Below are 20,511 nucleotides of genomic sequence, written 5' to 3' on the forward strand. Positions count from 1 at the left end.
AGTGTTTCGATTGGAAGTGCACATGTCGTCGCTCAAGGCAATTTTGGGAATTCTGGCCGCCAGCATTACGCTGGCGGGCTGCATGGACGCCACCACCTACGAGGCGACCAATACGGCCAATTTCAAGCCGCACGACAAGGAACTGCTGGCCAAGATCCGCTACACCAACGTTGCCGTGGCCGAACCTTTCCGCCGCGCCATCGTCGACTATCATCGCAAGGAAGCGCCCGGCTCGATCCTGGTCGATTCCGACAATCACTACCTCTATTACGTGCTCGATAATGGCAAGGCGATCCGCTACGGCATCACCGTTGGCGAGGAAGCCATGGCATGGTCGGGCATCGCCAAGGTCGGCAGCATGACCGAGTGGCCCCCGTGGCATCCGACCAAGGGCGAAATCGAGCGGCTCGGCGTTCCGACCTTCGTGCCGCCCGGTCCGGATAATCCGATGGGTTCGCGCGCGCTCTATCTCTATTCGGGCGGCAAGGACACCCTGTTCCGCATTCACGGCACCAACCAGCCGGAATATATCGGCTCGTCGATCTCTTCCGGCTGCATCCGGTTGACGAATGAAGACGTGATCGACCTCTATGGCCGGGTAAAGGCGGGAACCGTCGTCGTCGTGCTCGAACCGCACCATGGCGACTCGCCGTATAATTCGCAGATGGCCCTGCAAGGCGGCGGCAACGCGGTCTTCCAGTAATCGGCTGCGGATTGATCCGCCGCCGACAGATCCCTTGCGAGGGTTCGCAACGTCTCAAAGCGCCGGTTTTACCGGCGCTTTTTTGTTGCAGGCGTGACCGCCTTGGAACTCGGCGCAGCGCTATCCGATGGCGGCGTCTCGGGTTGGCCCACATCCGCCTTGCCGGCGACTTCGCGCGGCGGGGCTTCGTCCGGCCGCTCGGCCGGCAGCAGCGGCGCAATTTGCGGCATCGCATCCCACACGTACCATTGGCAGATCTTGTAGTTATTTCGCCGCTGCATCAGATCCAGATGGATGTGGTCCTCATGGTAGCCGTCCGAGCCCGGCCCCAGCACCGTCGTAAATCGCGTGCAGACCGAATGCAGCACGTTCTCGCGGACCTCGCGCGGCGCCGTGCGGTCGGTGAGCGAGATCGATTGGCCATTGGCAAGCTTAAAGGCGCGGACATCGAGCGCATTGGCACGACCGTGCTCGGACAAGGGGGCGCCGACGACGCGATTACGGCCGCGGCATTCGAACGAGTCGAAATTGTCGAGAACGCTGATGACGCTGCCAAGGCTCGAGGTGAGCGGCGCGACGTCGGTTCGGACCCAATCGGCAATTTGCGAGGCCATGGCGCAGCGCAGGATGGCCGGGGGCTTTAACGCGACCTGCCGCTTGTCCGGCAGCACCACCGCCTCCAGCCGCACCAGATCGTCGCCGCCGCAACCGCCGGGGCCATGGATATCGGGGATGCTGGGGGCAACGGCGATCGCATCGGTCAGCGCCAGCCGGCAGGCCGAGAGCGGCGGGGGTGCGGGCACCACCGGCCCTGGCACTGCCGGCCCGGGCACTATCGGCCCGGGCACTACGGACGCCGGCGCCGTGGCCTGCTCGGCGGGCTTCTCGCCCGGGGGCACCGCCGCGGCATTTGGGACAGAGGGAGGCGTCTCGGGCACCGGCTTCGCGGCTTCGATCGCCGGCGCCTCGGCCGGGCGTGGCGCCGGCAAGGGTACCGATGCGGGCCGGAGGGGCTTTGCCGAGCCAGATCTACCCGGCCTCGGCTTGTGAACCCCGAACAGGCCGTCCCAGGGGAACGAATCGGACTTCCGGGCGGCCGCGGCCGGCCCTGCCGGCACGCAGATCGACAACAGCACCACGGCGACGGTAACCATCACCGCCTCAGTGCGGCTACAAGGCCATTTGCGGGTGGCGTTCTCCGCGCTAAACTTCATGTCAATTCCGTGATCACCCGCGGAAAGCGATAACACAGTCCCAGGAGGAATGTTCGCATGCGCGGATTGATGCAAGATTGGCCTTTGCTTTGTCACCGCATTATCGGACACGCGGCGTTGTTCCACGGCACGCAAGAGGTCGTGACGCGATCGGTCGAAGGCCCCATTCATCGCACCAATTACGCCGAAATTCACGCCCGCGCGCTCAAGGTCTCGCAAGGCCTGCAACGTGACGGCATCAAGCTCGGCGACCGCGTCGCCACCATCGCATGGAACACCTGGCGCCACCTGGAAGCCTGGTACGGCATCATGGGCATCGGCGCGATCTGCCATACCGTCAATCCGCGGCTGTTCCCCGAACAGATCGCCTGGATCATCAACCATGCGCAAGACCGCGTGGTGATGGTCGATACCACCTTTGTGCCGGTGCTGGAAAAGATCGCCGACAAGCTGCCGAGCGTGGACCGCTTCATCGTCCTCACCGACAGAGCGCATATGCCGGAGACCACGCTGAAGAACGCGGTCGCCTACGAAGATTGGATCGCGCAAGCCGACGGCGATTTCGCATGGCAGAATTTCGACGAAAATACCGCGGCCGCGATGTGCTACACCTCGGGCACCACCGGCGACCCGAAGGGCGTGCTGTATTCGCACCGTTCCAACGTGCTGCACTCCTTCATGGCCAATACCAAGGATGCGCTAGGCACCTCGGCAGCCGACACCATGCTGCCGGTGGTTCCGCTGTTCCACGCCAACAGCTGGGGCATCGCGTTCTCGGCGCCGACGATGGGCACCAAGCTGGTGATGCCAGGCCCCAAGCTCGACGGCGCCTCGGTCTATGAACTGCTGGACACCGAGAAGGTCACCTTCACCGCGGGCGTTCCGACGGTCTGGCTGATGCTGTTGAACCACATGGCCGCCAACAATCTGAAGCTGCCCCACCTCAAGATGGTGGTATGCGGCGGCTCGGCGATGCCGCGCTCGATGATCAAGTCGTTCGTCGATATGGGGGTGCAGGTGCGTCACGCCTGGGGCATGACCGAGATGAGCCCGCTCGGCACGCTGGCCACCCTGAAGCCGCCGTTCTCGAACCTCCAGGGCGATGATCGATTGGATGTGCTGCAGACCCAGGGCTATCCGCCCTACGGCGTGCAGATGAAGATCACCGACGATGCCGGCAAGGAGTTGCCGTGGGACGGCAAGACCTTCGGCCGGCTCAAGGTCTCCGGCCCCGCAGTCGCTAAAGCCTATTTCCGCGTCGACGCCAACATCCTCGACGAGGACGGCTATTTCGACACCGGCGACGTCGCGACCATCGATCCGCACGGCTATATGCGGATCACCGACCGCTCCAAGGACGTGATCAAATCCGGCGGCGAATGGATTTCATCGATCGACCTGGAAAACCTCGCGGTCGGGCACCCCGCGGTCGCAGAAGCCGCCGTGATCGGCATCCATCATCCGAAATGGGACGAACGGCCGCTCTTGATCGTGCAACTCAAGCAGGGCCAGAACGCCTCCCGCGAGGACATCCTGAAATTCATGGACGGCAAGATCGCCAAATGGTGGATGCCCGACGACGTCGCGTTCGTCGATGGCATTCCGCACACCGCCACGGGGAAGATCCTCAAGACCGCATTGCGCGATCAGTTCAAGGCCTACAGTTTTCCGAATGCGGCAGCGTAGTCAGCGAATGGCGAGTGGCGAATAGCGAATAGGGAAGGTTGGGCCGAGGCCTGCTGTTTCCCCTACTCGCCACTCGCTATTCGCCATTCGCCGCTTACTTTCCCTTGAATTCGCCGCGGAGCCGTGGTCTCAAACGGGCATATTTGACAGCCCGGCGCATTTCGCCCGGCCAGGTTCCCACTCAAGCAGAATTAACGCGATGGCCCGCAGGTTTTCCGCTCCCTATCAGTCGGAGCCCGTGTCCGGCCTCGCCTCATGGGCGCGCAATCTCGCGGTGTTTTCGGTGGTCGCGGTCGTGGTCTCGATCCTGATCGTCCGCTTCGGCTTCCTCGAAATGAAGCCGGCGCTGGCGACGTTTTTCGGCGCGCTGGCCTGCGCCGGTCTGTCTATCCTGGTCAGCCTCGCCGCCTTTGCCGCGATCTGGCAGAACGGCTCGCGCGGCATGAGCCGCATCCTGCTGGCGCTGGTGATCGACGTGATGGTGCTGGCCTACCCGGCCTATCTCGGCCTGCAATATCGCAAGCTGCCGCCGATCCACGACATCACCACCGATCCGATCGATCCACCGCGTTTCGACGCGCTGGCGCGCCTGCGTGCCGGCGACGGCGCCAACACCGCCGTCTATGCCGGGTTGTATTCCGCCGAGCAGCAGCGGCAGGCCTATCCCGACATCGAGCCGGTGGACCTCGAAACGCCGGTGCTACGCGCCTATCAGATCACGCTGCAATTGGTGAACAAGCGAAAATGGCTGGTGATCGACGAGCGGCCGCCGCAACCGCCGCGACAGATCGGCCATATCGAGGCGGTGGCGCGGACCCCGATCATGGGCTTTCGCGAGGACGTCTCGATCCGCGTTGCCCCCGACGGCGAGGATTCGCGGGTCGATATCCGCTCGTCGTCGCGTTACTTCGAGGGCGATCTCGGCAGCAACGCCGCGCGGGTCGCCAAGCTGATCGATGACCTCAACACCGCGGTTGACAGCGACAACCTCAAGCCGGCCAAGAAGCCGCAATTACCGGTGAAGCTGCCGGCGAAGACGGTGAAGAAGTAGCGAGGCGAATAGCGAATAGAGGAAGGGTTAGACTTTACGCCCTTCCCTATTCACCATTCGCTACTGGCCACTCGCCATTTTGTACCTGCCACCGATTACCGGATCGCCATCGGTCGCGACAATTCCGCGCGCGACCAGATCTTCCAGATGGGCCAGCACGGAATAGCCCGCCGCGTTCATCAGGCGAGGATCGATGCCGATATAGATCGCGCGCACCATGGTCGGGATGTCGGATTCGCCCTTGCCGAGCCGGTGCAGGATCGAGGCCTCGCGCGCCCGGCGGTGCCGGGTCAGGAAACGCACATAGCGCGGCCCTTCGGGTATTTCCGGTCCGTGGCCGGAGAAATACAAATCCTCCTCGCGCGCCGCCAGCCGGTCCAGCGAGGCCATGTAATCGACCATCGAGCCGTCCGGCGGTGCCACGATCGAGGTTGACCAGCCCATCACGTGATCGCCGACGAAACTGATCTTTCGTTGCGGCCAGGCGAACGCCAGATGATTGGCGGTATGGCCCGGCGTCGCCACCGCCTGCAGCGCCCAGCCGTCGCCCTCGATGGTTTCGCCGTCGCTTACCCTGATATCGGGATTGAAGTCGCGGTCGGCGCCGGATTCCGGATTGTGCTTCTCGCTCTCGTAACGCGGCCGCGATGCCCGATGCGGACCTTCGGCATAAACGGGAGCGCCGGTCGCAGCCTTGATCCGCGCGGTGTTCGGCGAATGGTCGCGGTGGGTGTGGGTGACCAGAATGTGCGTCACGGTCTCCCCGCGCACCGCATCGAGCAGCGCCGCCGCATGGGCCTCATCGTCCGGCCCGGGATCGATGATCGCGACCTTGCCCTTGCCCACGATGTAACTCACCGTGCCGGTAAAGGTGAAGGGGCTCGGATTGTTGCAGAGAACCCGCCGCACGCCGGGGCGGACTTCCTCGGCCACGCCCGGCGACAGCGGAAAGTTACGATTGAACGGAATGTCGTCGTTATCGGCCATGGGGTACCTGCATCTAGGTAGTGAAGCGACCGGCAAAACAAGTACGGCCGTCATCCCCCGCGAAGGCGGGGGATCCAGTAATCACTGACGTTCAAGGGTAACACGAGAGGCTCTGGAATACTGGATCGTCCGCCTTCGCGGACGATGACGCCAGTACATGGGGCCAGTACTTGGGGCCATGTCCAGAATTCCTATCGCCCCTTACGAAAACGCCTGAATGCCGGTGATGGCGCGGCCGAGGATCAGGGCGTGAACGTCGTGGGCGCCTTCATAGGTATTGACGGTTTCCAAATTCGCGGCGTGACGCATCACGTGGTATTCGATCTGGATGCCGTTGCCGCCGTGCATGTCGCGCGCCATCCGCGCGATGTCGAGCGACTTGCCGCAATTGTTGCGCTTGACGATGGAGATCATCTCCGGCGCCATCTTGCCCTCGTCCATCAGGCGGCCGACGCGTAACGAGGCCTGCAAGCCCAGTGCGATGTCGGTCTGCATGTCCGCGAGCTTTTTCTGCACCAATTGGGTCGCCGCCAGCGGACGGCCGAACTGCTTGCGATCGAGGGTGTATTGCCGGGCGCGATGCATGCAGTCTTCCGCGGCGCCCAACGCGCCCCAGGAGATGCCGTAGCGGGCACGGTTGAGGCAGCCGAACGGCCCCTTCAGGCCGGACACGTTGGGCAACAGTGCGCTCTCCGGCACCTCCACACTGTCCATCACGATCTCGCCGGTCACTGACGCGCGAAGAGAAAGCTTTCCCTCGATCTTGGGCGCCGAAAGGCCCTTCATGCCTTTTTCCAGGATAAATCCGCGGATCTGGTTGTCGTGCGCGACGGATTTCGCCCACACCACGAACACGTCGGCGATCGGCGCGTTGGATATCCACATTTTGGAACCGGACAGCCGATAACCGTCGGAGGTCTTCTCGGCCCGGGTCTTCATGCCGCCGGGATCGGAGCCGGCGTCCGGCTCGGTCAGGCCGAAACAGCCGACCCACTCGCCGGTGGCGAGCTTGGGCAAATATTTCTTGCGCTGGTTCTCATCGCCATAGGCAAAGATCGGATGCATGACCAGCGAGGACTGCACGGAATTCATCGAGCGATAGCCTGAATCGACACGCTCGATTTCGCGCGCCACCAGGCCGTAGGCGACGTAGCTTGCATTGGCGCAGCCATATTCTTCCGGCAACGTAATGCCGATCAGGCCGAGCTCACCCATTTCGTTGAAAATTTCGCGGTCGGTCTTTTCTTCCAGATAGGCCTTGGTGATGCGCGGCAACAGCTTGTCCTGCGCATAGGCGCGCGCGGTGTCGCGGATCATGCGCTCGTCTTCGGTGAGCTGCTCATCGAGCATGAACGGATCGTCCCACTGGAAAGCCACCGACGACGGCTTGTCCTTGGACTGAGGGCGCACACTCATGAAACATCCTTTCGTATCATTGCCGTTCTGAATTCCTCGCCAAATTAAAGCCATACGGGCTCAAGCGCAATTGAATTGGCGCACCGTTCGAGCTACCCGGGAACGACTTGGGGCTTGGAACGACTTGGGGCTTAGTCTTCGAGACGCTCGTTCGAGACGATCTCGATTCCGAAACCGGACAATCCCTTGTAGTCATGCACGGAAGACGTGAGATTCCGGATCGAGGTGACACCGAGGTCACGCAGGATCTGCGCGCCGACACCGACCTCGCGCCACTGCTTGTTACGATCCGCTTCCGCCGATTTCGGCTGCCCAACCGGTTCTACCGGGACACCGGCGGCGCCGTCGCGCATATAAACCAGCACGCCACGGTTGGCCTTCTTGAAATGCTGAAGCACGGCCTGCATGCGCGCAGGACCGGTGGTAAAGAGATCTTTGACGATATTGGGCTTGTGCAACCGGGTCAGGACATTCTTGCCATCGCCAATGCCGTTATAGACGAAGGCGGCATGCGCGATCGGATCGAATGGCGAACGATAGGCATAGCCCTGCAACGGCCCGATCGGGCTGTCGGTGGTAAAGGTTGCGACCCGCTCGATCAGTTTCTCCCGCGCCTGGCGGTAGGCGATCATGTCGGCAATGGTGACGTGCTTGAGCTTGTGGGTGGCGGCGAACCGCGACACCTGCTCGCCCTTCATCACGGTGCCGTCATCGTTCATCAACTCGCTGATGACGCCGACCGGCGGCAGGCCGGAGAGCTTGCACAGGTCGACCGCGGCCTCGGTGTGGCCCGAGCGCAGCAACACGCCGCCGTCGCGCGCGATCAGCGGAAACACATGGCCGGGACGCGCAAAATCATTGGCGCCGGCATTCGGGTTGGCCAGCGCGCGGCAGCAGGACGCGCGTTCATCCGCCGAGATGCCGGTGCCGCCGTCGGGCTTGTAGTCGATCGATACGGTAAAAGCCGTGGTGTGATTGGATTCATTGTGCGCGACCATCGGATCGAGCCGCAGCCGCCGCGCATCGTCGGTGGTGATCGGCGCGCAGACGATGCCCGAGGTGTGTCGTATGATGAATGCCATCTTATCGGCGGTGCATAACGAGGCTGCGATGATCAAATCGCCTTCACCCTCGCGATCGTCGTCATCGGTGACGACGACGAGTTCGCCACGGGCAAAGGCTTGCAATACGTCCTGGATCGGGTCGGCCATTTAAATTCTCGCTGTTGGGAAAGGAGCATTAGCCGGACTCGGAAGCCTGCGCCAGCAGGATTACGCAAGGCAGCACGGCTCCAAAGGGGGCCGCGAGACAACCGCCCCGGACTTGGCTAATATCCATAATAACCAATAACAAAGGAGACGCCGTTCATGGCCTCGGCACCATTCGATTTCGCCCCCCTGCTTCCGGCGGGCCTGCCCGCGCCCGCGGCTAGATGGACCGGCCTTGCGAAATACAGTTTTATCGGCGGCAATAACGACCCCGACCAGCTCCCGCTCGAGGGCCTGATCGATGCGGTCAACGCCGTGCTCACGCGCGAGGGCAGGACGCTCGCCACCTACGGCCTCGCCAGCGGCCCGCAGGGCTATCGGCCCCTGCGCGAATTCATCGCCGCCAAGCTGAAACGCGACGCCAGCATCGCCTGCGCCGCCGACGACATTCTGGTGGTCTCCGGCTCGCTGCAGGCGCTCGACCTCGTCAACCAGTCGCTGCTGGCGCGCGGCGATACCGTGATCATGGAGCAAGAGACCTATCAGGGCTCGCTGAACCGGCTCACCAGGCTCGGCGTCAACGTGGTCGGCATTCCGCTCGACCAGGATGGCATGCGGATGGACGTCCTGGCATCAGCGCTCGCCGACCTCAAAAGCCGCGGCATCACGCCGAAATACATCTACACCATCCCGACCGTGCAGAACCCGACCGGCACCATCCTGCCCGAGGCCCGCCGCGCCGAGCTTCTGAGACTGTCGCAAGCATATGGCGTGCCGGTCTTCGAGGACGATTGCTACGCCGATCTGATCTGGGACGGCCAACGGCCGCCCGCGATCTATGCGATGAGTGAAACCAGCAACGTCATCCATATCGGCTCGTTTTCCAAATCGATCGCGCCGGCGCTACGGGTCGGCTACATCGTAGCCCCCTGGGCCATGCTGTCGCGGATGCTGGCGCTGAAGACCGACGCCGGCTCCGGCGCGCTGGAGCAGATGGTGCTCGCGGAATATTGCGCGGCGCATTTTGCCTCGCACGTGCCAAAGCTGACGCGCGGTTTGCGCGCCAAGCTCGACACGCTGATGGAAGCCCTCAACGAGCAGTTCGGCACCTCGGCCGAATTCGACGACCCCAAAGGCGGCATCTTTCTGTGGGTCAAACTGCCCGACAATGTCGACACCCTGAAGCTTTACCAGGCCGCGCTCGCCGCCGGCGTCGCCATCAATCCGGGACCGGAATGGTCGACCAACAAGGGCTATGCCGTCAGCCGGTTGCGACTCTGCTTTGCCAGCCCGTCGCATGACCAGATCCGCGAGGGCATCGCGTTGCTGGCCGAAGTCTGCCGCAAGGAGTTCGGCGTGCCCGCCCGAAGCGCCAATGTCGAGAAACACGCCAGCACGTCCGTTTGAGTCCGCTTTGATAGCGCTCGCGGTGACCTCACCGCGAACGGCGCCTCGCAAGCGCGCGCATCAATCTCAAGCTGAACAGCTGTTCAGAATTTTCCTCGGTTTCTACGCGGTTCCTTGGGAACGTTGCATGGCACGTAACGTTGGCTCCCCATACAACCGTGGAGGACATTCATGAAGAAGTTTGCTTACGTTATTGCCGCGCTCGCCACCATCGCCATCGCGGCGCCGTCGATTGCAAGCGCCGAAACCATCGTGGTCAAACACGGCGGGATGCATCGCGATCACTGGCATCCGCATCACGACCGCATGGTCGTGATCCGGCATGGTCACCATCATCACGACTAATAAGCCTTAAGCAAAAATGGCCCCTCGCGGGGCCATTTTTTAATCTGATTTTCCGGTCTCAATCCCAGACCGGTGAAAAACCCGGCTTCACGAACCGCTGATCTTTTGGCAGCGCCGCGATCGCCTTGCGGTCGTCATCGTCGAGCTTCACCTTCAGCGCGCCGAGATTGGCCCTTTGGCTTTCCCCGCGCGACGCTTTGGGGATCGCAGCAACACCGTCCTGGTCGAGCAGCCATTTCAGCGCCACTTGCGCGGCGCTGGCGTTGTGCTTCTTGCCGATCGCCATCAGCGTCTCGTTGCTCGCGGCACGGCCCTGCGCCAGCGGGCAATAGGCCACCAGCGGAATGGATTTTCCCGCCATATATTTGCGGATCGGCGTCTGATCGAGCAGCACGTGATATTCGATCTGGTTGCAGGCAATCGGGGCCTTGATCTCCTCGACCGCCTGCTTGAGCAGCGCGATGTTGAAGTTGGCGACGCCGATGGCGCGGGTGCGGCCCTCTTCCTTCAGCTTCATCAGCGTCTCGAGCACCGCCGGCAGCTTCATGTTCGGCGACGGCCAATGCACGAGATAGAGATCGACATGATCGAGCTGCAATTTTTTCAGGCTGCTGTCGAATGCCTTGCGGATGGCGTCGGGCGCCAGATTTTCATTCCAGACCTTGGTGGTGACGTGCAGATCCTTGCGCGCGATACCGGACGCCGCGATGGCCGGACCAATGGCTTCCTCATTGGCATACATTTCCGCGGTGTCGATATGCCGATAGCCGAGACCCAGCGCGCTTTCGACCGCCGCGCGGCAGGCATCGCCTTGAAGGCGAAAGGTGCCGAGCCCGAGCCGCGGCAGGCTGATGCCCTGGGTTTGCAGAGATTCCATGATGGCTCCTGAAGACGAAAGCGCGGGCTAAAGCTGGCGAGGCCGCTTGAGCGGCGCTTGTTGAGGGGGATAGGCGAGACCGCAGCTTCAATAGCCCGTCCGGAGGGGTCAGTCCAAATCAAGACCGCGTGGACCGGGCGGTCGGCGGCGCACGCTTTACCGACGCTGCCAATCGCAGATGCCGCCGGTTTTGCAGGGCCAGACCTGAATCCGCCTGTCGAACGCCTCGGCATCGAGCGGATTGCTGTGCCGCCGCGCGAGCCTCGTTCGCGCCGCGCCGCGCGGCTTCTCCGCCACTCTGGTTTTGCGAATGACGCTGCCGGAAGCGGGTTTCGGCTCGGCACGCGCCTGCGCGCCCGGACTACCGGAATCAGCCTCGATCGGAACCGCCGCAAAGGTGCTCGGCGGCCCAAGCGGCTTCGGCGACAGCACGGCCTTCGAGAGGTCAAGGTTCAAGAATTCGCTCGGCCGATATTGATTGGGCAGGTCATCGGCCGCGGCCGAAAGGCCACCCCACGCCAACAGGCCGGCGCAAACGGCGGCGGTGAAAATGTTTCTTCCGAACTCATTTTTCAGGATCATCTGAAATCCCCTGAACAACCAAAAAATGCAACAGCACCTGATGTAGGAAGCGGCATTGGTTAATTCCAGCGGATGTTGCCGGCAAGGTTACCCCCTCCCGACCTGACGACCCTGGAATGTCGCGATTCCGGGGTATTCGATGCCTCAGCCGCCGGTGGCAAAGCCCGGATAGAGCGTCATGCCGCCGTCGACAAACAGCGTCGTGCCCACGACATAGTCGGAGTTATCCGAGGCCAGCCAGACCGCCGCGCGGGCGATATCCTCAGGCTCGCCAATGCGGCCATAGGGAACCAGCTTCATCAGCTCATCGTAGGCCGCCTTGGTATTCCAGGCCTCGGTATTGATCGGGGTCCGGATCGCACCGGGCGCGATCGCATTGACCCGGATCCGCTTCAGCGCGACTTCCTGCGCCAGGCTCTCCATCAGCAATTTGATGCCGCCCTTCGACGCCGCGTAATTGGCGTGCCCGGCCCATGGGATTTGCTGATGCACCGAACTCATGCAGATGATCTTGCCGGCGGCGCTCGATACCGAGGGCACCACGCCGCGGCGCAGAAACTCGCGGACCGCCTCGCGCGCGCATAAAAATTGCCCGGTCAAATTGACGTCCAGGACCTTGCTCCATTGCGCCAGGGTCATCTCGTGAAACGCCGAGTCGCGCTGCAAGCCGGCATTGCTGACGAGAATGTCGATGGTGCCGAATTCCTGCTTCATCCTGGCAAACATCGCCGCGACCTGGTCTTCCGACGAAACGTCAGCCTGGTGCGCATAGGCTTTTGAGCCGGATTTTTCGATCTCCTCAACCACGGCTCCGGCAGCGGCATCATCGGCGACGTAATTGACGACGACATCGGCGCCGGCCTGCCCCAGCGCGATCGCGACGGCCTTGCCGATCCCGGAATTGGCGCCGGTCACCAGCGCCTTCTGGCCGGCGAGCAGCCTATGAACCGTGACCGCGGGCGCGGTCGATTGGCTTGAGGACGTGGCTGTTGAGCTCATTGGGACGCACCAATCCTTGAAAACAAGGCCAGGCATCACGCCCGGCCTTGTCCTACTTTTCAGGTCCGATTCAGTTCCCGCCATTCGAGCGGAAACGCCGATCAGCCCTTCGCCAGCGGAACCGCGACGAACCGTGTCGCATCCGCGGTCTTGACCCGCATCAGGACGCTGTTCTTGCCGCCCTGCTTGGCGGCATTGAGCGCCGCCCGCACGTCGCCGGCATTGGAGACCGTCTTGCCGCCGACATTGAGGATGACGTCGCCGGTCTGGAAGCCGTGCTCCGCCGCCGGCCCTTGCGGATCGACTGCGACCACCACGACGCCCTTGTCACCGGAACCGTCGACCTCACCCGCCGGCGCCAACTGGAGGCCGAGATGGGGTGTGCCCGCCAGTTCCTTCGACGGTTGGTCGCCGGCGTTGGCCTGACGGTCGTTCGGCATTTCGCCGAGCGCCAGGGTCAGCGTCTTGGCTTCACCCTTGTGCAGGACATCGAGCTTCACCGAGCTTCCGGGCGCGATCGTGCTGATGTTGCGAGCGAGATCGCGTGCATCCTTGACCTCTGCGCCGTTGACCGCGGTGATCACGTCACCCGCCTCGAGCCCGGCCTTGGCCGCCGGACTGCCGTCCTGCGGATTGTCGACCATCGCACCCCTCGCCTGCTTCATGCCGAGGCTGTCGGCGATATCAGCGGTGACCGGCTGCACCTGCACGCCGAGCCAGCCGCGCGTGACATAGCCCTTGTCCTTGAGCTGGGCGACCACGAGCTTAGCGGTGCTAGCCGGAATGTCGAAGCCGATGCCGACCGATCCGCCCGACGGCGAGAAGATCGCGGTGTTGACGCCGATGACGTTGCCGTTGGTGTCGAACGCCGGACCGCCGGAATTGCCCTTGTTGATGGGCGCGTCGATCTGGACGTAATCATCATAGGGACCGGCGCCGATATCGCGGCCGCGGGCCGAAACGATACCGGCCGTGACCGTACCGCCGAGGCCGAACGGATTGCCGACGGCGACCACCCAATCACCGACGCGCGGCGGGGCATCCGCGAACTTCACATAGGAGAAGTCCTTCTTGTTGCCGTCGACCTTGATCAGCGCAAGGTCGGTCTTCTTGTCGGTGCCGATCACCTTGGCGGTATAGATCGTGCCGTCATCGGCGGTGACCTGGACCGATTGGGCGTGATCGACCACATGGTTGTTGGTCACGGCGTAGCCGTCAGGCGAGATGAAGAAGCCCGAGCCTTCGCCGGTGATCACCTGGTGCCGCTGCGGCATGCCGCGCGTGCCGGGGAAGCCGAATTCCTTCGAAAACTGGTCAAGCGGCGAACCGGATTGATCGGAATCCATCCGCTCGTTCTCCCGCGTCACGCCGTTGTTCTCCGCATCGCCGTCAATCTTGACACGGACCGAGATCACCGCCGGCTTAACCTTGGCGACGAGGTCGCCGAAGCCGGCGTTCTGGACGGTTTCCGCTGCCTGCGCCGATGACGTCAGGGCCGGAATATTGAATGGCAGATAGCCGCTTGGGCCGATGGCGAGAACCGCCATGCTGAGGCCGGCGACCGAGGCGAGCAGCGCCAGGCGCCGCGGCTTCAGAATCTTTCGTGGTGCGGGACGGGAGGTGTTCGATTGATCGTTCATGTTGCATCTCCGATGCTGAGCGCGGGACAATTCCAAGGGAGGTCCCCGAGGAATCCGTTTTGAAAATCCCTTGTGAGAATTTCTGTGCTCAACATGGCGACGTCACATTACGTGGTCCTTTTCGGCTGATTACGATTTAGCAAGAACTCTGCGACCAACCACCGCATGCCTTCGCATGAACGATCTTTAACGGAGCATTTTTTCATCGTACAATACGCCTGGAACGTTCCTGTCGGCTCCCTGCGAACCGAGGTTCAACAAATTGACACCGAGACTTTTGATTCTCATCTGTTTCTTCCTCATGCTGGCGCCGGCGGTTGCGGGAGAGGACCTGCGAAGCGACCTCAAGGCGGCGCCTGGGCAGCTCTCGCTGACGGCGACCAACGATGCGTTCGACGAATTATGCCGCCGCATCGGACCGTCCGATCCCGTCGCAACTGTGTCCTTGCACCGGACCTTCCATGATGATTTCGACGAGCATCCCCTGGCGCATGGCAAGTGGGAGCCTCATTATGCCGGCGGCGCCGCGTGGCCGGAAGCCCGCTACTGGGGCGGAGACGGCTCCGATTTCAAGCGCAAGACCACCTACAATGGCGAACAGCAGATCTATGTCGATCCACGCTATGCCGGACGGGGATCGACGCCGCTCGGTCTTGATCCGTTCAAGGTTCAAAATGGCATTCTGTCGATCGTCGCCAGCCGCATGCCGCCCGAACTGAGATCGGTGCTGTTCAATAATGAATACACATCGGGCATCCTGACCACACAGAATTCGTTTTCGCAGAAATACGGATATTTCGAAATCCGCTCGAAGATACCGATCGGGACCGGCGTATGGCCGGCGTTCTGGATGCTCGCCAATGATGGCGGCTGGCCTCCCGAAATCGACGTCATGGAAGGCCGCGGGCAGGAGCCCGGCGACCTCGTGATGACGACGCATTGGCGGACCAGGCCCGCGGGCTCCGTGGAATCCTGCGGCATGGACTTCCTGCGCCCGGACGCGTCGGTTAATTTTCACGACTATGGCGTGCTGTGGCAACCGGACCGCATCATCTACATGATCGACCGGCGGCCGGTGTCGGAAATCAAGGTCCCGGTCGGCTTCGACGACCCGATGTACATGATTGTGAACCTTGCAATGGGCGCGAAGAATTTCCAGGGCGTCGGATTTGTCGACGGCGAATCCCCTGACACGGTCGCCTTCGAGATCGACAGGGTTACCGTCTATCAAATTGACCCGAATTAATCCGTGTGCTCGGATCGATATCCAGAAAGCTGACGGGGGCAGGCAATGTTCGGTGAGTTCTCGCGTCGGCAATTTGCCCGCCTGGCCGGCCTTTCGGCGCTTGCAATGACCACGGCGCCGGCGAAGTCGGCGGACGACGGGGCCAAACCGGCCATCGACCGGCATGCCGCGGCCAAATTCCCCGAAGGCTTCCTGTGGGGCACGGCCACCTCGGCCTACCAGATCGAGGGCGCCGTCCATGAGGACGGAAGGGGCCCGTCGATCTGGGATACTTTTACCCGTGTGCCGGGCAAGATTTCGGATCACAGCAACGCCGACCGTGCCAACGATCACTATCATCGCTACAAGGAAGACGTCGGCCTGATCAAGGCGCTGGGAGCCAAGACCTACCGGTTTTCGATCGCATGGCCGCGGGTTTTTCCGGACGGCGACGGCGCACCAAATCCCAAAGGCCTCGACTTTTATGACCGCCTGGTCGACGAACTCCTGAGCAACGGCATCGAGCCGTTCGCGACGCTGTATCATTGGGATTTGCCGCAGTCGCTGCAGGACAAAATCGGCGGATGGCAGTCCAGCGAGACCTCGCGGGCGTTCGGGAATTACGCAGGGCATGTCGCGGAGCGCTTGAGCGACCGGGTCAAGAACTTCTTTACGGTCAACGAAGTCGGAAGGTTCCTGAATTTCGGTTACGGATGGGGCATCGATGCTCCCGGGCTCAAGCTGCCGACCGCCGAGCTGAATCAGGCACGGCACCACGTCGCGCTCGGCCACGGCCTCGCCGTGCAGGCGATCCGGGCCCACGGGCGCGCCGGCACCAAAGTCGGGTTCGCCGAGAATATCGCGGCCTGCGTGCCGGCGATCGACACGCCGGAGAACATTCGCGCCACCGAGATCGCGACGCGCGAATTGAATGCGGGCTTCATGGGCGTGGTGCTGGAAGGCAAATACACCGACGGGTATCTGGAATATGCCGGCAAGGACGCTCCCAAATTCACCTCCGACGAGCTGAAGATCATCGGTTCGCCGATCGATTTCGTCGGTGTGAACATCTACGCGCCGCAATTTTACGTGGTCGCCAAGGATGGCGCGCCGAGCTTCGACGTGCTGCCTTTCCCGTCTTCGTTTCCGCACATGAAGTCCGACTGGCTCAGGGTCGGGCCCGAGACCGCCTATTGGGTGCCGCGGATCGTGGCAAAGATCTGGAATGTCGAGACCATCTATATCAGCGAGAACGGCACAGCCTCCGAAGACAAGGTGTCCGCCGACGGCAAGGTGTACGATCTCGACCGTATCATGTACTTGCGCAACTATCTGACGCAGTTGCAGCGCGCGACATCCGAGGGCGTGCCGGTTCGCGGTTATTTCCTGTGGAGCCTGATGGACAATTTCGAGTGGGTATTCGGCTTCGAACAGCGCTTCGGGCTGTACCGCGTCGACTTCGAGACGCAGCAACGGATCCCGAAACTCAGCGTGTCGTTCTACCATGACGTCATCGCGCGCAATGCGATCGGGGCTTGAGCACGCGGCGAACCAACCCGATTCCCGTCAAGCGATCTTGACGTGTTCGATCGGGTTGACGACGCCGTCGATCAAATTGAGGCCGAGCAGGAATTCGGATGAGAACTGCGTCCGCACCAAGGGATCGACGACGAGGTCGCGCGCCAGAGCGGCGGCCTCTTCGCGCCGCGCCGCCACCGCTTCGGCAATCGACACCGCCTCGAACCTGAAAGCCGTTCCCGGCCGCGCCTGGGCCAGCCTGCCGAGGTCGGGGCCGATCACGGTTGCGATCTTTGGATAACCGCCGGTCGATTGACGATCGGCCATCAGGACGATCGGACGACCGTCTCCCGGCACCTGGATCGCGCCCATCGCGATCCCGTCGGAGACGATGTTGTAGCCTTTGGCGTGGGTCAGGCGCGGCCCGTCGAGAAAATAGGCCATGCGATCGGCCTTGATGGAGACGCGCCAGGGCCCCTCGAGAAACGCCGCGATCTGCTCGGCGCTGAAATAGTCGTCCTGCGGACCGAGCACGACGCGAATGATTTCGGGCGGCCGATCGAGCCAGGGCGCCGCGATCGCACCGAAGGACAGCGTCGAGCTGCGGGACGGCTCGACGGATAAACGGTCGCCGGTGCGGATCGCGCGGCCATCGACGCCGCCAAAGCCGGTCCGCGTGTGGGTGGCGTTGGAGCCGAGCAGTTGCGGCACCACCAGACGCCCCGCGACGGCGAGGTAACACCAGGCGCCGCTTTGTCCGGCGCGGATGTTCAGCACGGCGCCGGGCTCGATGGTCAGGACCATGGCGGCCCAAAGCGACGATCGTGGCAGCACGCGCGCATCAAGACTGATGGCGAAATCGCCGCCGGCGAGCGCAACGGCCAGCGGTTCGGCTTCGGCGGTAAGCTCGATGCCGCCTAATGAGATTTCGATCGCGGTCGAACCTGCGGCATTGCCGGCGGCAAGATTGGCTGTTGCGTAAGCCAGCGGGTCCATCGGCCCCGCCGCGGTGACGCCATAGCGCAGATATCCGTGGCGGCCGGCATCCTGCAGCGTGACGCCGGGCCCGGCCGAAAGCACGCGAAGGGCTGCCTGCGCGGGCACACTGCTCATGCGGCGCTCTTGCGGGCAACGATCTCGCCGCTTGCCACGCGCTGCTCCAGCGCCAGAAATGTCGCAGCGTCGATGGCCTCGAATCGCAGATTGTCGCCGGCCTGGAACAGGAAAGCGTCAGCCCTGGCGACGGCATAGAGACGCTCGGGCGTGCGCCCGATGACATACCAGCCGGTCGGCATCGCAAAGTTGGTGATCACGCAGAGGCCGCCGCCGATCAGTACCGCGCCGGGCTGATGCGGAGGCCGCGGCGCCGGACGCCTGGAAATAGCGAGCGCCTCGGGCAGGCCACCGAGATAGATCTGGCCGGGCGCAAAGCCGTACATATAGATGCGATAGGTCGCCGCCGTGTGCCGGGCAATCAGATCGCCTGGCGTTATTTTCAGCAGTTGCGCCACCTCCTCGATGTCCTCGCCGAACCCGGAATCATAGCAACACGGGATGATCCAGTTGGCAGCCAGCGCGGTCCGTGCCGCGGGCACAGCCAGCGCCTTGTGGACGAGGCCGACCAGCGTCTGCCGGTCGATCTGCAAGGGATCATAATGAATCATCAGGGAGCGATAGGTCGGCACGAACTCCCGTGTTCCCGCCGGAGGATCGGCGCGCAGCGCGGCATCGAGCGCCAGCACCCGATCGTTGATGGCGGGATCGACGGTCTCGCCGAATTCGACCACCAGTGCGGTTTCACCGGCGTTCAGAAAGCGCGGGACCGCCGGCGCGATCGCTGGGTCCGCTGCGACGTGCGGCATCATTTTCCGCTTGATACGAATGGCCTGAGCGTAACCCCGGCCTGCTCCAACACCCCGCGAACGCGGCTGGCGGTTGCGACCGCGTGGCTGGAATCGCCATGGACGCAGACCGAGCGGATCGGCGTCGGCAGATGTTTTCCACTTGCGGTGATCACAGCACCAGCCTCGACCATCGCGAGCACCCGCGCCGCCGCCTCCTCCGCGCCTTCGATCATCGCGCCGGGCTGGCCGCGCGGGATCAACTGCCCGGTTTCGGTGTAACCGCGATCGGCATAGATTTCCTGGATCACCTCGAGCCCCAAGGCATCGCCGGCTGCGACCAGTTCGGTCAGCGCGATACCCAGCAGAGGAAGATTGCGATCGACAGCCCTCACCGCGCGCACCACCGCATCGGCGACGTCGCGCTCCTCGCAGGCGATGTTACCCAGCGCGCCGTGGGTCTTCACATAGCTGATGCGGTGACCGGCATAGGCCGCCAGCGCCGTGGCGGCGCCAATTTGGTAGGCGATCAGTCTTTCGATCTCGCCGGTCGAGAACGGCAGACGACGGCGGCCAAAACCCCACAGATCGGGAAATCCGGGATGGGCGCCGACGGCGACGCCGCGCTCGCGGGCAATGGTGAACGTCCGCGCCATGATTTCAGGGTCGCCCGCATGCAGACCGCAGGCGACGTTGGCCGAGGTGACGATGGCGAGCATGGCCTCATCGTCACCACAGCGATAGGTGCCAAAACCTTCGCCAAGATCGGAATTCAAATCGACATACGGCATCGCTGCTCCTTGCTTGCGCGATTGGCGCTCATTACCTGCGCTGCTTCCGCGGCAGCATGCGGCTCATGACCTCATCCCGTTTGGCGAAGACGTGCCAAGCCACCGCTGCAAGATGCGTGCAAAGCAGAGCAACAAAGCTCCAGCCGACCCAAAAATGAATGTCTTCGCCAAACCGGGCCAGCGCCTCGTTGCGGGCAAGCAACCGCGGCCAGGAGAAAAGGCCAAACCAGGGCAACGAATAACCGCCCGCGGCCGAGTAGATATATCCTGATATCGGCACTGCGAGCATCAAACCATACAACCCAAAATGCCCGAGCCGGGCGCCAAGGTGCACGAGTCGGCTCAGAGCTGCATGGTACGGCGGTTCGCCCACGACAAATCGATAGGCCAGCCTGAGCGGAACCAGCACAAGCACCGTCATGCCAAGGGACTTGTGAATGTCCAACAGCTCCTTGCGCGGCGAAGTTCCCGGCGGCAAGAACGAGGCGTAGATCCCGAGCATCATCGCAACGATGATGAAGACCGCCATCGTCCAGTGAAAGCCCCTCTGGGCGCCGTCATAGTTGAATTGGCGGCCGGAATCCGGGATTTCATCGTGGCGGATATTTTGGCGATCGGCAGCCGACATGCCCGCGATCATTGGCACAGAGCGGAGGTCCTGCTCAAGTGCGTTTTGGGAATACCCTGACGGCAGCGACGCCGGACGCCGACGAGAATGGCGTCGAGCTCCAACGTCGTCGTTGCGAGCGCCAGCGAAGCAATCCAGGGGCCGCAAAGAAAGAGTGGATTGCTTCGTCGCAAGGGCTCCTCGCAATGACGGCTGAAATGTCAGAGATCATCCGCTTCACTTCACCCTCCCCCTCCAGGGTAGGGTGAAGAAAGCACACTTCCGCATTCTCGCGGCACGCTGCGCCCGAGGTTTGCAAATTCGTTCGCCCCAAAAAGAAGAGGGCGCAGGCGACCCTCAAGAGAGGGCGCAGGGAAGACCGGGTGCGCGCTGCACCCGCGGTCTCATGTGCAA

The 20,511-nt window shown here is 62.8% G+C and carries 19 protein-coding genes; 7 read left to right on the forward strand and 12 right to left on the reverse strand.

Features of this window, described 5'->3' with window-relative positions:
• Positions 1-22 precede the first annotated feature (22 nt).
• Entirely contained in the window at positions 23-703 is a 681-nt protein-coding gene (locus GSQ88_RS09145) for a L,D-transpeptidase (protein WP_159007266.1), read from the forward strand.
• Positions 704-771: 68 nt separating this feature from the next.
• Here the strand turns inward: GSQ88_RS09145 and GSQ88_RS09150 are convergent, their stop codons facing one another.
• Positions 772-1,917, reverse strand: a complete 1,146-nt coding sequence (locus GSQ88_RS09150; protein WP_159007268.1) for an extensin family protein — start codon at positions 1,915-1,917, stop codon at positions 772-774.
• Positions 1,918-1,974: 57 nt separating this feature from the next.
• On the opposite strand from GSQ88_RS09150, the gene GSQ88_RS09155 reads away from it, so the two are divergent.
• Both GSQ88_RS09155 and GSQ88_RS09160 read left to right on the forward strand, forming a co-directional pair.
• On the forward strand, positions 1,975-3,603 hold the full coding sequence (locus GSQ88_RS09155) for a fatty-acid--CoA ligase (RefSeq protein WP_159007270.1): 1,629 nt from the start codon (positions 1,975-1,977) through the stop codon (positions 3,601-3,603).
• A 199-nt stretch (positions 3,604-3,802) separates the two neighbouring features.
• Positions 3,803-4,654: a DUF1499 domain-containing protein gene (locus GSQ88_RS09160; RefSeq protein ID WP_159007272.1), complete on the forward strand. Its 852-nt coding sequence runs from the start codon at positions 3,803-3,805 to the stop codon at positions 4,652-4,654.
• Between the two features lie 60 nt (positions 4,655-4,714).
• Here GSQ88_RS09160 and GSQ88_RS09165 read toward each other — a convergent pair whose 3' ends face one another.
• From GSQ88_RS09165 to ribB, 3 genes are all read right to left on the reverse strand, one after another.
• Positions 4,715-5,641: an MBL fold metallo-hydrolase gene (locus tag GSQ88_RS09165; protein WP_159007274.1), complete on the reverse strand. Its 927-nt coding sequence runs from the start codon at positions 5,639-5,641 to the stop codon at positions 4,715-4,717.
• A gap of 201 nt (positions 5,642-5,842) precedes the next feature.
• A complete protein-coding gene (locus GSQ88_RS09170; protein ID WP_159007276.1) occupies positions 5,843-7,057 on the reverse strand; it encodes an acyl-CoA dehydrogenase in 1,215 nt (404 codons plus the stop codon).
• Between the two features lie 131 nt (positions 7,058-7,188).
• Positions 7,189-8,268, reverse strand: a complete 1,080-nt coding sequence (gene ribB / locus GSQ88_RS09175) for a 3,4-dihydroxy-2-butanone-4-phosphate synthase (RefSeq protein WP_159007278.1) — start codon at positions 8,266-8,268, stop codon at positions 7,189-7,191.
• A gap of 156 nt (positions 8,269-8,424) precedes the next feature.
• On the opposite strand from ribB, the gene GSQ88_RS09180 reads away from it, so the two are divergent.
• Positions 8,425-9,672: an aminotransferase-like domain-containing protein gene (locus tag GSQ88_RS09180; protein WP_159007280.1), complete on the forward strand. Its 1,248-nt coding sequence runs from the start codon at positions 8,425-8,427 to the stop codon at positions 9,670-9,672.
• Positions 9,673-9,843: 171 nt separating this feature from the next.
• A complete protein-coding gene (locus GSQ88_RS34925) occupies positions 9,844-10,017 on the forward strand; it encodes a hypothetical protein (protein ID WP_174247958.1) in 174 nt (57 codons plus the stop codon).
• A gap of 58 nt (positions 10,018-10,075) precedes the next feature.
• Here GSQ88_RS34925 and GSQ88_RS09185 read toward each other — a convergent pair whose 3' ends face one another.
• The 4 genes from GSQ88_RS09185 to GSQ88_RS09200 form a co-directional block, all read right to left on the reverse strand.
• On the reverse strand, positions 10,076-10,894 hold the full coding sequence (locus GSQ88_RS09185) for an aldo/keto reductase (RefSeq protein WP_159007282.1): 819 nt from the start codon (positions 10,892-10,894) through the stop codon (positions 10,076-10,078).
• A 156-nt stretch (positions 10,895-11,050) separates the two neighbouring features.
• Positions 11,051-11,476 (reverse strand): hypothetical protein, encoded by a 426-nt coding sequence (locus GSQ88_RS09190; RefSeq protein WP_159007284.1) that lies wholly within the window; start codon positions 11,474-11,476, stop codon positions 11,051-11,053.
• 144 nt (positions 11,477-11,620) lie between these two features.
• Positions 11,621-12,475: an SDR family oxidoreductase gene (locus tag GSQ88_RS09195; RefSeq protein ID WP_159007286.1), complete on the reverse strand. Its 855-nt coding sequence runs from the start codon at positions 12,473-12,475 to the stop codon at positions 11,621-11,623.
• Between the two features lie 101 nt (positions 12,476-12,576).
• The gene (locus GSQ88_RS09200; protein WP_159007288.1) at positions 12,577-14,115 is read right to left on the reverse strand and encodes a Do family serine endopeptidase; all 1,539 of its coding nucleotides are present in this window, start codon (positions 14,113-14,115) and stop codon (positions 12,577-12,579) included.
• Positions 14,116-14,416: 301 nt separating this feature from the next.
• On the opposite strand from GSQ88_RS09200, the gene GSQ88_RS09205 reads away from it, so the two are divergent.
• Together GSQ88_RS09205 and GSQ88_RS09210 are read left to right on the forward strand one after the other, a co-directional pair.
• The gene (locus GSQ88_RS09205) at positions 14,417-15,361 is read left to right on the forward strand and encodes a glycoside hydrolase family 16 protein (protein WP_159007379.1); all 945 of its coding nucleotides are present in this window, start codon (positions 14,417-14,419) and stop codon (positions 15,359-15,361) included.
• Positions 15,362-15,406: 45 nt separating this feature from the next.
• Complete coding sequence (locus GSQ88_RS09210) at positions 15,407-16,879, forward strand: GH1 family beta-glucosidase (RefSeq protein ID WP_159007290.1); 1,473 nt, start codon at positions 15,407-15,409, stop codon at positions 16,877-16,879.
• A gap of 27 nt (positions 16,880-16,906) precedes the next feature.
• Here the strand turns inward: GSQ88_RS09210 and GSQ88_RS09215 are convergent, their stop codons facing one another.
• Genes GSQ88_RS09215 through GSQ88_RS09230 form a run of 4 tightly spaced genes read right to left on the reverse strand, consistent with a single transcriptional unit; the run spans position 16,907 to position 20,118 of the window.
• Positions 16,907-17,971, reverse strand: coding sequence for a 5-oxoprolinase subunit C family protein (locus GSQ88_RS09215; protein ID WP_159007292.1), 1,065 nt, complete (start codon positions 17,969-17,971; stop codon positions 16,907-16,909).
• On the reverse strand, positions 17,968-18,720 hold the full coding sequence (locus GSQ88_RS09220; RefSeq protein WP_159007381.1) for a 5-oxoprolinase subunit B family protein: 753 nt from the start codon (positions 18,718-18,720) through the stop codon (positions 17,968-17,970). The genes GSQ88_RS09215 and GSQ88_RS09220 overlap by 4 nt, the downstream gene beginning before the upstream one ends.
• Positions 18,720-19,490, reverse strand: coding sequence for a 5-oxoprolinase subunit PxpA (locus tag GSQ88_RS09225; protein WP_159007294.1), 771 nt, complete (start codon positions 19,488-19,490; stop codon positions 18,720-18,722). Before GSQ88_RS09225 ends, GSQ88_RS09220 begins: the two co-directional genes overlap by 1 nt.
• 31 nt (positions 19,491-19,521) lie before the next feature.
• Positions 19,522-20,118 carry a cytochrome b gene (locus GSQ88_RS09230; protein ID WP_246735164.1) on the reverse strand — a complete coding sequence of 199 codons (597 nt, stop codon included), beginning with the start codon at positions 20,116-20,118 and terminating at the stop codon, positions 19,522-19,524.
• Positions 20,119-20,511 lie beyond the last annotated feature (393 nt).

Origin of the sequence: Bradyrhizobium sp. S69, from assembly GCF_009766005.1 — a bacterium.
In the GTDB taxonomy this organism is placed as follows: Bacteria; Pseudomonadota; Alphaproteobacteria; order Rhizobiales; family Xanthobacteraceae; genus Bradyrhizobium.